The sequence below is a fragment of the Micromonospora sp. NPDC126480 genome, assembly GCF_040302465.1.
Taxonomy (GTDB): domain Bacteria; phylum Actinomycetota; class Actinomycetes; order Mycobacteriales; family Micromonosporaceae; genus Micromonospora.
The window spans coordinates 1-12,138 of record NZ_JBEORU010000048.1 but is presented as its reverse complement, the minus strand read 5'-3'; the positions used below and the strand labels follow the sequence as shown (position 1 = coordinate 12,138).

Genomic DNA, 12,138 nt, shown 5'->3' with positions numbered 1-12,138 from the left:
CCGACCGGACGGGACGGCGGGGGTCAGCTGACCGGCGTCAGGCGCTCGACCGGGGCGCCGGCCTGCGCCGCCACCGGGACCTGCTCGCCGATCGCGGCCCGCTTCCGGGCCCGGTGCGCGGCCACGTGGGAGCGCGTGGCGCACCGCTCGGAGCAGAACCGCCGGCAGCAGTTCGACGAGGTGTCCAGGTAGACGTTGCCGCAGCGCTCGTCCGCACAGACACCGAACCGGGCGCTGCCGTACTCGCAGAGCCACACCGACAGGCCCCAGACGGCACCGGCCAGGTATTCGGCGCTCACCGAGGCGCCCCGGCTGGTGACGTGCATGTGCCAGTCACTGGAGTCGTGCCCGGAGATGCGCGGCTGCACCGGATACGCCTCCAGCAGCGCGTTCAGCTCAGCGACCGCCTGGGTGTCGCGCCCGGAGGTGCCGTACTCGAAGACGTCGCGCAGACGCTTCTGTGCGCGCCGGAAGATCGCGAGGTCCCGCTCCGACACCTCGTCGCGCATCCACGCGTTGTCGTCGGGGAAGAGGGACCGGAGGGCGTCGAGGTCGTCCAGGCGGGCGTTGACGAGGTCAACGCCGGTCCGGGCGTACGCGTCGAAGTTCACCCCACCAACGGTAGACGACTCACGCGGTGCGCGGCGCGTCGATGTAGTGCGGCAGGAACCGCGCGTAACCGTCGGTGATCAGACTCGCGCTCTCCCGTACGCCCGCGCCGGCCGACTCGCCGTCGACGATCCAGCTGCCCAGTACCGTCCGGTTGCCCGCGAACTCGGGCAGCGCCCGGAACTCCTGGTAACACCAGCCCTCGTCGCCGTAGATCCCCGGGTTGACGATCTCGGTGTCGCCGGTCACGATCCGGACCGACCCGCCTTCCCGGCCGAGCAGCGGCTTGGCCACATATTCGGACATTCCGCGCGGCGAGTCCAGGTACGCCGGCAGCAGCAGGTCGTGCCCCGGGTACAGCTCCCAGAGCACGGCCAGCAGCGCCTTGTTCGACAGGAGCAGCTTCCACGCCGGCTCGATCCAGGTGGTCGGGGTGCCCGGCTCCAGCGCCGGCCGCCCGTACGGCTCGGCGACCATCCACTCCCAGGGATAGAGCTTGAAGCAGGTGGTGATCGGGCGGTCGGCGGCGTCGACGAACCGGCGGCCGTCCCAGCCGACCTGCCGGATGGGCAGCAGCTCCACCTCCAGGCCGGCCTGCCGGGCGGTCTCGGCCAGGTAGCCGGCGGTCATGTGGTCCTCGCCCGACTCCTCCTCGTCCGACCAGACGACGTGCACCCGGCGGTCGTGCAGGCCCGCGCCGATCTTGGCCCAGGCCGTCACCAGGCGCTCGTGCAGGCTGTTCCACTGGTCCAGCTCCGGCCGGGTGTCCTCCAGCCAGTACCACTGCACGATGCTCGCCTCGACAAGCGCGGTCGGGGTGTCGGCGTTGTACTCCAGCAGCTTCGGCGGCCAGCTGCCGTCGTACCAGAGGTCGAACCGGCCGTAGAGGGTCGGCGGTGACTCGCGCAGCGACCGGGCGACCGCCTCGGCCGCCCACTCCGGGATGCCGAACTCCGCGTACCGGCCGCGGGCCACCACGTGCCCGGCGGCCGCCACGGACATCCGGTGCAGCTCCTCCGTCGCCTCCTCGAGCCGCAGCACCTCGGCCAGGTCGAAGGCGTACGCCGCGGTCTCGTCCCAGTACGACATGACCCCGCCGTCGGGGAGTTCGGTGTCGACGTACACCAGGCCCTGCGACCGGATCGTGGCGTCCCAGTCGGGGCGGGGCGTGGTCGCCGTGCGGCGCATCTCAGCCGCCGCAGGCGGCGAGGTGGGTGCCGAAGCCACCGCGGTCCGGCAGCGCGGCGGGGGCCGCCTCGGGTGCGGCGCGGCCGGCGCCGGTCTCCGGGACCCGCAGCGCCAGCGCGACCGTGTCACCACCGCCGACCGGCCCCAGGGCACAGTCGTCATCGTCGTCGTCGGACGTCATGTTGCAGCCGGACAGCGCGAGCGTCAGGGCGGTGAGCGCGCCGAGTTGCACGGAGGCCGACCGCAGCCGGCGGCGGGGGTGTTCGGTCACGCCCATGGTTGTAACCGATGGACGCCAGCCCTGTCGTCCCCTGCCCGGGCGTACCGGCGCTGGCGTTACGCTCAGCTCATGCTCCGTTCCGTCATTCTCGCCGCTTCCCGGTCATCCCAGGTCGAGCGGCTCGTCGCGACGGCCCCGTTCACCCGGGACGTCGTGCGCCGGTTCGTCGCCGGCGCCCAGACCGACGACGCGTTGCGCGCGACCCGCGAACTCGTCGACGACGGTCTCGCGGTCACCCTCGACCACCTCGGCGAGGACACCGTCACCCCCGACCAGGCCAACGCCACCCGGGACGAGTACCTGAAACTGCTGAGGTCGCTCGCCGCCGCCGGCCTCACCCCGGCCGCCGAGGTCAGCGTCAAGCTCTCCGCGCTCGGGCAGGCGTTCGACGAGCAGTTGGCGTACGACAACGCGCGGGCGATCTGCGCCGCGGCCGACACGGCGGGCACGACTGTCACCCTCGACATGGAGGACCACACCACCACCGACTCGACCCTGGACATCCTCGCCAAGCTGCGCAAGGACTTCCCGTCGACCGGTGCGGTGCTGCAGGCGTACCTGCGCCGGACCGAGTCGGACTGCCGCGAGCTGGCCGGCGCCGGGTCACGGGTGCGGCTGTGCAAGGGCGCGTACAAGGAGCCCGAGTCGGTGGCCTACCAGTCCGCCCGCGAGGTCGACAAGTCGTACGTCCGCTGCCTGAACATCCTGATGTCCGGTGCCGGGTACCCGATGCTGGCCACCCACGACCCGCGCCTGATCGCGATCGGCGAGGACCGGGCCCGGTGGTTCGACCGTGGCCCGGAACGGTTCGAGTTCCAGATGCTCTACGGCATCCGGCCGGCGGAGCAGGCCCGCCTGGTCGGCGAGGGCTACACGGTGCGGACGTACGTGCCGTACGGCGACCAGTGGTACGGCTACCTGATGCGCCGCCTGGCCGAGCGCCCCGCCAACCTGGCCTTCTTCGCCCGCGCCGTGACCAGCCGGAAGTAGCCGCCGCTCGGCGACGCCCCCGGTACACCCGGTCACCGGCCGGCCCCGGCGCGGTACGGGCCGGCACCGGGCCGTACCCTTCGCCGCGTGACACACGGGGAGCCGGTGGCCGAAGGCCAGTCGACGACGTCCGCCACGCCCGATCCGGAGACCGGACCGGAAGCGACTCCGCCGCCGAACCGGCGACCGCGCCGGCGCTGGCCGCTGTGGACCGCGCTCGTCGTGGTCCTGCTGGTGGCCGCCGGACTGGCGGTGCCGGCCAGCGCCGTCCGCGGCGCCGAGAGCCGGACGTCGCCCGGCGTCGTCGCGCGGGCCGAGAACCCGACCACCCGGGCCGCTCGGCAGTTCGCCGCCCGGATCACCGGGCAGCTGGACCGGCAGTCCGCCGCGCTGCTCCGCGGCGACCGGGCGGGCTTCCTCGCGATCGCCGAACGGGGCCTGCACACCGACCTGAGCCGCCGGTTCGCGACGCTGCGGGCGCTGCGGGTGAGCGGTTGGCAGGCCCGCCCGAAGGGGCTGCCGACCCAGGCCGGCCGGCCTGGCGAGTGGCGGTTGACCGTCGAGTTCCAGTACTGCTTCGCGGTGCCGGACTGCCGGCCCAGCTCGCTGTTCGTCGAGACCCGGTGGCGCGACAGCGGCGCGCAGCCCCGGCTGCTCGAGATGGCGAGGTCGAGCCCCGACCAGTACCTGCCCGGACGGATGGACCAGGTCGGCTCCCTGCCCTGGGAGATGAGCCAACTCGTCGCCGTAATGGGCAAACGCACGCTTGTGGCGACCACGCCGCAGTTCCGTAAGCGGCTGCCGGAACTGCTGGCCCGGGCGGAGGCGGCGGCCAAGGTCGCCGACCAGTACGTGGTGGCCGGCGACCGGCCCGACCGGTACCGGATCTACTACGCCGGCCCGAAGGAGTGGAAGCGCTGGTACGGCGGCCGGCAGCCGGACTGGGCTGCCGGGTACGCGATCGGCATCGGCGGCGGCCACCGCGAGATCGTGGTGAAGGACGACCGGTACACCCCGGCGGGCCTGGACGAGCTGCTCCGGCACGAGCTGGCGCATGCCGCCTCGCTGCCGGACCACGACTACCGGGACGAGTCGACGTGGTGGCTGGTCGAGGGACTCGCCGAGTACGCGGGCGCCGACGGGCGGGCGATCAGCCGGTACTTCGGCCTGAGCGCGACGCGGCGGCTGGTCAACCGGGGCTGGGACCGGAAGCTGGACACCGTCGCGCCCGGCGAGGATGACCCGGACGCGCGGGTGACCGGCAGCTACGGCATCGCGTACCTGGCCGTGCGGTACCTCGTCGACCGGTTCGGTGAGGAGCGGGTGTTCGCCTTCGTCAAGGCGGTCGTGCACGATCGCCGGATCCCGCGGCAGACCTCCGAGGCCGTCCTCGGCGTGCCGTGGTCCACTCTGCACGCCGACTGCGTCAAGTACATCCGGGGCGTCGCGGACTGATCGTCCGGGACGTCGCGTCGCCGCACCGTCGGGGCGGCCTCGTACCATGGGGCGCGTGCGCCGCACCGACCAGCCGCGGCCCCACAGCTTCCCGCGGCCCCGCCTGCTCACCGCCCTCCTCGCGATCGTCGTCCTCACCGGCACCACCGCCGCGTCCTGCGATGGCGAGGAGACGCCGGTCGCCCTCGCCGCCGCCGGCCGGACCGCCGTGGCCGAGGTCGTCGACGCGCCGGCCACCGTCACCGCCCGTGCCGCCGCCACCCTGACCGCCGCCGCCGGCGGGACGCTCACCAGCCTGCGCGTCCAGCCCGGTCAGCGGGTGCGCCGTGGCCAGGTGCTCGCCGTCATCGACTCGCCACAGGCACAGGAGCGGCTCCGGCAGGCGAAGGAGGCGCTCGCCGCCGCCAAACGGGCCGGCCGCGGCGGCGGTGGGGACCTGTCCGGCGGGCTGCGCGGCACCGACCGGGCCGCCGACGAGACGTACGCGGCGGCCCGCGCCGCCGCCACGAAGATCAGCGATCCGGAGCTGCGGGAGGCGTTGCTGCTCCAGGTCCGGGACGCCCAGAAGCGGTACGAGGCCGCGGCGCGGGCGGCCGACCGGGCGGTCCGCGCGGTGCAGCGCGGCGTGCGTGATCTCAACAGCGCCGTCGGCGCGCTGGCCACCGCCCAGCGGCTGCAGGCCCAGCAGGCGTACGACCTGGCGAGGGCGACCGTCGACGCGTTGACGCTGCGCGCCCCGATCGCCGGTGTCGTCCAGGCGGGTGGTACGGCGACGGGTGGTGGGGTCACCCCGGAGGCGCTGGCCGGGTTGCTGGGCGGCAACGGCGCGGCCGGCGGGCTGGACCCGTCGACACTCGGCGCCGCACCGGCCGTCCCACCGCCCGGGGTGGACACCGCCGTCCCGCTGGGCGGCCTGGTCACCGCCGGTACGCCGGTGCTGACCGTCGTCGACACCGGTGAGTTGGGGCTGCTCGCAGAGGTGGACGAGACCGACGTGCTGCTGGTGAAGGCGGGGCTGGCCGCCACCGTCGAGCTGGACGCGCTGCCCGGCGCCACGTACGAGGCGACGGTCCGGTCGGTGGACGTCCTGCCCACCACCTCGGCCCGGGGCGGCGTGGGTTACCGGGTGCGGCTGGCGCTCGGCGCGGGTCGCTTCGGCGAGGGGGAGGTGGCGCCGGCCCCGCGTCCGGGCATGAACGCGGTGGTCCGTCTCCAGGTACGCGAAGCCGTCGACGCGGTCACGGTGCCCGCGTCGGCCGTCTTCTCCGCCGACGGGCGGGACGTGGTCTGGGTGGTGCGGGAGGGCCGGGCCGAGCGGGCGCCGGTGACGGTGGGTGTGCAGGGCCAGGACCTGGTGCAGATCCTGAGCGGGGTGCAGGCCGGTGACCGGGTCGTGGTCCGGGGCGCCGACCAGGTCCGCGACGGCCAGGAGCTGGGGTGACCGCGCCGGCGATCGAGGCCGTGGACGTGTCCCGCACGTACCAGCTCGACGGTGTCTCGGTGCCGGCCCTGCGCGGGGTGTCGCTGGCCGTCGCGCCGGGCGACTACGTGGCCCTCGTCGGGCCGTCCGGCTCCGGCAAGTCCACCCTCATGCACCTGCTCGGCGGGCTGGACCGGCCGACCGCCGGCCGGCTGTCGATCGGTGGACGCGACGTCACCAGCCTCTCCGCCGCCGAGCTGGCGACGCTGCGCAACGAGACGATCGGTTTCGTCTTCCAGGCCTTCCACCTGCTGCCCCGCACGTCGGCGGTGGACAACGTGGCGCTGCCCCTGGTCTACCGGGGGATTAGCGCGCGGCAGCGGCGCGACCGGGCCGCCGCCATGTTGGGCCGGGTCGGTCTGGGGCACCGGCTCGACCACCGGCCCAACCAGCTCTCCGGCGGTGAGCAGCAGCGCGTCGCGATCGCCCGGGCACTCGTCACCGACCCGGCGGTGCTGCTCGCCGACGAGCCCACCGGCAACCTCGACACCGCGACCGGTGCGACCGTGCTGGAGCTCCTGGAGCGGCTCAACGCCGAGTCAGGCGTGGCGCTGGTGCTGGTCACCCACGACAACGATGTGGCGGCGCGGGCCCGGCGCCGGATCGCGATGCGGGACGGGATCGTGGTCGCCGACAGCGCGGGCGAGCGCCATGATCGACCGGTGCGGGATGCCGGCGGGCCACCTGACACACTGGTGCCCGCTCCCAGCGCGGAGTCCCGGTCCGCGTCCGGAAGCGGTCCGGGACGCCCGTCCGGTGGCACCGGTGGCGCCGCCGGGGCCACCGGGCGCCGCGGGGTGGACGAGCCGTGAGGCTGGCCGAGGCCTGGCGGGTGGCGCTCGACGCGCTGCGGGCGAACCGGCTGCGCAGCGCGCTGACCATGCTCGGCGTGATCATCGGGGTGGCCTCGGTGGTGATCCTGGTGGCGATCGGCACCGGCACCAAGCAGAAGGTCGAGCAGCAGGTCGAGGGGCTCGGCTCCAACCTGCTGCTGGTCGTACCCGGCCGCCTCGACGTGGGCTCCGCGCCCGCGCTCTCGCCGCTGACCCTGGACGATGTCGACGTCGTCGCCCGGGTGGTCGGTGACCCGGACCGGGTGGCGGTGACCGTCGCCTCCGGCGCGACCGTGCGGGCGGGCAGCCGGTCGGACTTCAGCACCGTGCAGGGCGTACTGGAGACGACACCGAGTGTCTTCACCCGCGAGCTGTCCCGGGGCCGCTACCTGACCGGGTCCGACGTGGACACCAGCCGGCGGGTGGCGGTGCTGGGCGCGTCGGTGGCCCGGGCGCTCTTCCCGGACCGGGACCCGGTCGGCCAGCAGGTCACCGTCTCCGGGGTGCGGTTCCGGGTGATCGGGGTGTTCGCCCCGCTCGGCCAGAGCCTGGGCGTGGACCGGGACGACGAGGTCCACGTACCGGTCACCGCCGCCCAGCGGCTGTACGGCACCCAACGGATCGACGGCATCGCGGTGAAGGCGCCGGACCGGGAGCGCATCGAGGAGCTGGGGGATCGGATCGTCCGAGAGCTGGGCCGCCGGCATCCGGGCACCGAGTTCAGCGCCGTCACCCAGAAGCAGATCCTCGGCGTCCTCGGCGACATCCTGGGCATCCTCACCGGCGTGCTGGCCGCGATCGCCGGCATCTCGCTGCTCGTCGGCGGCGTCGGCGTCTCCAACATCATGCTGGTCTCGGTCCGCGAGCGGACGCGGGAGATCGGCCTGCGCAAGGCGGTCGGTGCCCGGCCGCGCGACATCGGCGTGCAGTTCCTGCTGGAGGCGGTCCTGCTCACTTCGATCGGCGGCCTGACCGGCATGGCGCTCGGGGTCGGCACGGCACTGGCCGTGGCGGCGGTGTCACCGGTCCCGGCCGCGGTCACCTGGTGGTCGCTGGCGCTGGCGTTCGGTGTCTCCGCCGGGGTCGGGATCGTGTTCGGCGTGGTGCCCGCCCAACGGGCCGGGCGGCTCGACCCGGTCGTGGCGCTTCGGTCGGAATGAGCTGAACCGGACGCCAGGTGTTCAACGACGTAACAACCGGTCGGACGCGCGTGCGAATTATGATCAGTTGTACGAAGGGATCGCGCCGGTCACAGCCGCCCCGCTACCGTACTGGTAACACGCGCGTCGCCGGTCCGGGCGGAAGCTCCCCGCCGGATGGGACGCGCCGGGCATGGGATGGGTCGGTGAGCCATGGCCGGGTCGCAGTCCGACGGTCGGCTGTCGGAGGTCAAGTTCCTGACCGTCGCCGAGGTGGCGACGGTCATGCGGGTGTCGAAGATGACGGTGTACCGCCTGGTGCACAGCGGTGAGCTCACCGCGGTCCGGGTCGGCCGGTCGTTCCGGGTGCCCGAGCACGCCGTGCACGAATACCTGCGCGGTGCCTTTCAGGAGACCGCCTGAGCCTCCGCCGGGGCGGACGGACCGGCCGGCGTGACGGGCATCGAGGGGCCGCGTTGGTCCTGCTGACGCTCTCCGGCTACCCTGGACCCCGACCGTGACCGCAGACGCGCTCCGCCGCCCGTCCCGCTGGTCCGGTCCGTTGTCCGCAAGCGGTCGCGGGCGTCATCCGTGGCGTCAGCCGGTCCGCCCCGCACGTTGCATCGAAAGGCTGTCGTATGGGCTCGGTGGTCAAGAAGCGCCGCAAGCGCATGGCTAAGAAGAAGCACCGCAAGCTGCTGCGCAAGACCCGCGTCCAGCGTCGCCGTCTCGGCAAGTGACCGGTGCCGGGCGCGGCCCGGCAGCCCCCGTCACTTGCCATCTGTCGACCCTCGGAGGGCTCAGGTGATCAGGCCGTGGACGCCCCGGCTCGATCCCGCCTGCCGGGGACGGTGCGACACATGACCCCCGGTGGCACCCCTGGTGCTCCGGGGGTCGTCGTCGTGACCGGGGTGAGCCGCTACCTCGGTGCCCACGTCGCCGCCCGGCTCGCCGCCGACCCGCGGATCGAGCGGGTCATCGGCGTCGACCCGCCCGAGCCCGGCGCGGAACTCACTGATCTGCTGGACCGGGTCGAGCGGGTCCGCGTGGACGCCGGTTCGATCGGCGGCCTGCTCACCGACCTCGACGTCGACGCCGTGGTTCACCTCGCCCTGGCCACCGCACCGGATCCGCAGCACGGCGGCCGCGCGGCGATGAAGGAGCAGAACGTCATCGGCACGATGCAGCTGCTCGCCGCCGCCCAGCGCGCGCCCCGGCTGCGCAAGCTCGTCGTCCGCTCGTCGACCGCCGCGTACGGGGCCTCGTTCCGCGACCCGGCCGTCTTCACCGAGGAGACCGAGCCACGCGAGGTGCCGCGCGGCGGTTTCGGCCGGGACATCCTGGACATCGAAGGGTACGTGCGAGGTTTCCGCCGCCGCCGGCCCGACGTGACCGCCACGGTCCTGCGGTTCGCGCCGTTCATCGGTTCGACCGCCGACACCACCCTCACCCGGTACTTCTCCCAGCCGGTGGTGCCCACCGTCTTCGGCCGCGACCCCCGGTTGCAGTTCCTGCACTTCGACGACGCGCTGGAGGTGCTGCACCGGTCGATCGTCGAGGACCACCCCGGCACCTACAACGTCGCCGGTCCCGGCGTGCTCGCGCTCTCCCAGGCCATCCGGCGGGCCGGCCGGGTCGCGGTGCCGGTGCTGGAGCCGGGCCTGTCCGGAGCCGCGGCGCTCGCCCGCAGCCTCGGCTTCGGCCGTTACGGGCTCGACCAGGTCGACCTTTTCGTGCACGGCCGGGTGGTGGACACCGGCCGGCTGGAGCGGGAGTACCGCTTCACGCCGCGCTCCACCGCCGCCGCGTTCGACGACTTCATCCGTGCGCACCACGGCGGGGCCGTGGTGACCCGGGGCCAGCTCGCCGCGGCCGAGCGGCTGGTGCTCGACGGCATCCGACAGGTCCGCGCCGCCGTCCGGGAGCGGTCGTGAGCGGCCGGACCGGGCGCGAGCCCGGCGGAGGCGACGGCCGCTACGACGTACCCCTGACCGTGCCGGACCCGGCGGCGGAGCCGGCCCGGGCCAACGGACACCGGCGGGTCGCCACGGCCGGCCCGGCCTCGGTGGCCCAGCCGGCGGGCGCCCCCGACGAGCCGGACACGTCGGCGACCGACGAGCCGGTGACGCGGCCGGACGAGCCGGACCTCGCCGCGACGGACGAGCCGGACCTCGCCGCGACGGACGAGCCGGCGGCGACCGACGAGCCGGCCGCGGACGCCGGTATGGCGGTCGGGCCCGCGGTGCCGGACCGGCCCGGTGACCACTGGGACCGGAAGGTGGCGGGCGCCCTGGCGTTCCTGCGGCGGCGGCTCTCCGGCGACTACGAGGTCGACGAGTTCGGCTTCGACCCGCAGATCACCGAGGCGGTGTTCCACCCGCTGCTGAGGCTGCTCTACCGCGACTGGTTCCGCACCGAGGTCACCGGCATCGAGAACGTGCCCGCCGAGGGCGCCGGCCTCGTCGTCGGGAACCACTCCGGCACGGTCGCCCTGGACGCGCTGATCCTCTCGGCCGTGCTGCACGACCGGCACCCGCAGCGCCGGTTCCTCCGGCTGCTCGGCGCGGACCTGGTCTTCCGGATGCCGGTGGTGTCCGAGATCGCCCGCAAGACCGGCGGTACGGTGGCCTGCAACCCGGACGCGGAGCGCCTGCTCGGCTCCGGCGAACTGGTCGGTGTGTTCCCCGAGGGCTTCAAGGGTGTCGGCAAGCTGTACGCGGAGCGCTACAAGCTGCAACGCTTCGGCCGGGGTGGCTTCGTGTCGGCGGCACTGCGCACCGGCACCCCGATCGTGCCGGTGGCGATCGTCGGGGCCGAGGAGACCTACCCGATGCTCGCCGACGTCAAGCCGCTCGCGCGCCTGCTCAAGCTCCCGTACTTCCCGATCACGCCGACGTTCCCGTGGCTCGGCCCGCTGGGCATGGTGCCGCTGCCGAGCAAGTGGCTGATCGAGTTCTGCCCGCCGATCCCCACCGCGCACCTGACCGAGTCGGCGGACGACCCGCTCGTCGTGTTCAACCTCGGCGACCAGGTACGGGAGACCATCCAGCAGGCGCTGCACCGGCTGCTGGAACGCCGGCCGGACCCGTTCGGCCCGTGACGGGTCCGGTAATCCGGGTGCGGTCCGGCGCGCCGGCCCGTACGGTCCCCGGGATGTGAGCAGACTCGTCGAGGCACTCGTGCCGACCCGGTTGGGGAGCGGTTTCCGCTGGTTGGTGGCGTCCTCGTGGGCGACGAACCTGGGCGACGGGATCGCGGTGGCCGCCGGGCCGCTGCTGGTGGCGTCGCTGACCGACAATCCCATCCTGGTGTCGTTCGCGGCGCTGCTGCGGTGGGCGCCGCCGATGGTCTTCGGCCTGTACGCCGGCGTCCTCTCCGACCGGCTCGACCGGCGGCGGATCGTGCTTGTGGCGAACGCGGTCCGGGTGGCCGTGCTGGGCGTGCTGGCCCTGGCCCTGGTGGCCGACCGGGTCTCGGTTCTCGGGGCGCTGCTGGCGCTGGGCCTGCTGGCCACCGCCGAGGTCTTCGCCGACAACACGACGGGCACGCTCACCCCGATGCTGGTGCGCCGGGAGGACCTGGCGATCGCCAACGCCCGCGTCCTGGCCGGCTTCATCACGCTCAACCAGTTGGCCGGCCCGGCGATCGGTGCGGCACTCTTCGCGGCCGGCCGGTCCTGGCCCTTCGCCGCCGAGACCGTCCTCGTGACGGCCGGGTTGCTGCTGGTGTCCCGGGTGTCGCTGCCGCCGCGCGGCCCGGCTGCGCCGGAGGCGACCCGGAGCGTCCGGCGGGACGTCGTCGAGGGATTCCGGTGGACCGTCCGCCACCCGGCCGTCCGGACGCTCTGCCTCACCGTCCTGGTCTTCAACATCACCTTCGGCGCGGCCTGGTCGGTCCTGGTGCTCTACGCCAGCGACCGCCTGGATCTCGGGCCGGTCGGATTCGGCCTGCTCAGCACCGTGACGGCGGTCGGCGGGCTGCTCGGCACCGTCGGGTACGGGTGGCTCACCCGCCGGGTGAGCCTCGGCGACATCATGCGCGTCGGGCTGATCATCGAGACCCTCACACATCAACGCCGTTGCGTTAGGGCTGTGATCGGCGGGTCAACCCCTGCTGGATAGTGGGAACGGGACTCCTGGTAGATCAACTTGTGTCGAGCAAGAA

At 73.8% G+C, this 12,138-nt stretch carries 12 protein-coding genes and 1 pseudogene; 10 read left to right on the top strand and 3 right to left on the bottom strand.

The features are described 5' to 3' along the window. Positions 1-23: 23 nt before the first annotated feature. Genes ABTW87_RS29225 through ABTW87_RS29215 form a run of 3 tightly spaced genes read right to left on the bottom strand, consistent with a single transcriptional unit; the run spans position 24 to position 2,068 of the window. A complete protein-coding gene (locus ABTW87_RS29225; protein ID WP_350654543.1) occupies positions 24-611 on the bottom strand; it encodes a CGNR zinc finger domain-containing protein in 588 nt (195 codons plus the stop codon). A gap of 19 nt (positions 612-630) precedes the next feature. Next, positions 631-1,797: a glutathionylspermidine synthase family protein gene (locus ABTW87_RS29220; protein WP_350654542.1), complete on the bottom strand. Its 1,167-nt coding sequence runs from the start codon at positions 1,795-1,797 to the stop codon at positions 631-633. Between the two features lies 1 nt (position 1,798). Next, positions 1,799-2,068: a hypothetical protein gene (locus tag ABTW87_RS29215; RefSeq protein WP_350654540.1), complete on the bottom strand. Its 270-nt coding sequence runs from the start codon at positions 2,066-2,068 to the stop codon at positions 1,799-1,801. 78 nt (positions 2,069-2,146) lie between these two features. Here ABTW87_RS29215 and ABTW87_RS29210 point away from each other — a divergent pair, with 78 nt between their 5' ends. The 10 genes and pseudogenes from ABTW87_RS29210 to ABTW87_RS29165 all read left to right on the top strand — a co-directional run. Continuing rightward, positions 2,147-3,067, top strand: a complete 921-nt coding sequence (locus ABTW87_RS29210) for a proline dehydrogenase family protein (protein WP_350654539.1) — start codon at positions 2,147-2,149, stop codon at positions 3,065-3,067. Between the two features lie 87 nt (positions 3,068-3,154). Beyond that, positions 3,155-4,522 (top strand): hypothetical protein, encoded by a 1,368-nt coding sequence (locus tag ABTW87_RS29205; protein ID WP_350654537.1) that lies wholly within the window; start codon positions 3,155-3,157, stop codon positions 4,520-4,522. Between the two features lie 46 nt (positions 4,523-4,568). Next, positions 4,569-5,963 carry an efflux RND transporter periplasmic adaptor subunit gene (locus tag ABTW87_RS29200; RefSeq protein ID WP_350654536.1) on the top strand — a complete coding sequence of 465 codons (1,395 nt, stop codon included), beginning with the start codon at positions 4,569-4,571 and terminating at the stop codon, positions 5,961-5,963. Beyond that, the gene (locus ABTW87_RS29195; RefSeq protein WP_350654535.1) at positions 5,960-6,814 is read left to right on the top strand and encodes an ABC transporter ATP-binding protein; all 855 of its coding nucleotides are present in this window, start codon (positions 5,960-5,962) and stop codon (positions 6,812-6,814) included. The genes ABTW87_RS29200 and ABTW87_RS29195 overlap by 4 nt, the downstream gene beginning before the upstream one ends. After that, a complete protein-coding gene (locus ABTW87_RS29190; protein ID WP_350654534.1) occupies positions 6,811-7,995 on the top strand; it encodes an ABC transporter permease in 1,185 nt (394 codons plus the stop codon). The genes ABTW87_RS29195 and ABTW87_RS29190 overlap by 4 nt, the downstream gene beginning before the upstream one ends. Before the next feature lie 192 nt (positions 7,996-8,187). Next, on the top strand, positions 8,188-8,397 hold the full coding sequence (locus ABTW87_RS29185) for a helix-turn-helix domain-containing protein (RefSeq protein WP_007465625.1): 210 nt from the start codon (positions 8,188-8,190) through the stop codon (positions 8,395-8,397). 215 nt (positions 8,398-8,612) lie between these two features. Then, entirely contained in the window at positions 8,613-8,714 is a 102-nt protein-coding gene (locus ABTW87_RS29180; protein ID WP_007465623.1) for a 30S ribosomal protein bS22, read from the top strand. Between the two features lie 120 nt (positions 8,715-8,834). Continuing rightward, positions 8,835-9,908 (top strand): NAD-dependent epimerase/dehydratase family protein, encoded by a 1,074-nt coding sequence (locus ABTW87_RS29175; RefSeq protein WP_350654533.1) that lies wholly within the window; start codon positions 8,835-8,837, stop codon positions 9,906-9,908. 290 nt (positions 9,909-10,198) lie between these two features. Further along, positions 10,199-11,074 carry a lysophospholipid acyltransferase family protein gene (locus ABTW87_RS29170; protein ID WP_350654578.1) on the top strand — a complete coding sequence of 292 codons (876 nt, stop codon included), beginning with the start codon at positions 10,199-10,201 and terminating at the stop codon, positions 11,072-11,074. A 55-nt stretch (positions 11,075-11,129) separates the two neighbouring features. Beyond that, positions 11,130-12,044: pseudogene (locus ABTW87_RS29165) on the top strand (MFS transporter); the annotation flags it as partial. Positions 12,045-12,138 lie beyond the last annotated feature (94 nt).

Excerpts from the sequence above, each read along its gene's own strand:
- ABTW87_RS29200 (WP_350654536.1), top strand. The coding sequence starts at position 4,569 with ATGGGGCGCGTGCGCCGCACCGACCAGCCGCGGCCCCACAGCTTCCCG.
- ABTW87_RS29180 (WP_007465623.1), top strand. The coding sequence starts at position 8,613 with ATGGGCTCGGTGGTCAAGAAGCGCCGCAAGCGCATGGCTAAGAAGAAG.
- ABTW87_RS29175 (WP_350654533.1), top strand. The coding sequence starts at position 8,835 with ATGACCCCCGGTGGCACCCCTGGTGCTCCGGGGGTCGTCGTCGTGACC.
- ABTW87_RS29220 (WP_350654542.1), bottom strand. The coding sequence starts at position 1,797 with ATGCGCCGCACGGCGACCACGCCCCGCCCCGACTGGGACGCCACGATC.
- ABTW87_RS29185 (WP_007465625.1), top strand. The coding sequence starts at position 8,188 with ATGGCCGGGTCGCAGTCCGACGGTCGGCTGTCGGAGGTCAAGTTCCTG.
- ABTW87_RS29170 (WP_350654578.1), top strand. The coding sequence starts at position 10,199 with ATGGCGGTCGGGCCCGCGGTGCCGGACCGGCCCGGTGACCACTGGGAC.
- ABTW87_RS29210 (WP_350654539.1), top strand. The coding sequence starts at position 2,147 with ATGCTCCGTTCCGTCATTCTCGCCGCTTCCCGGTCATCCCAGGTCGAG.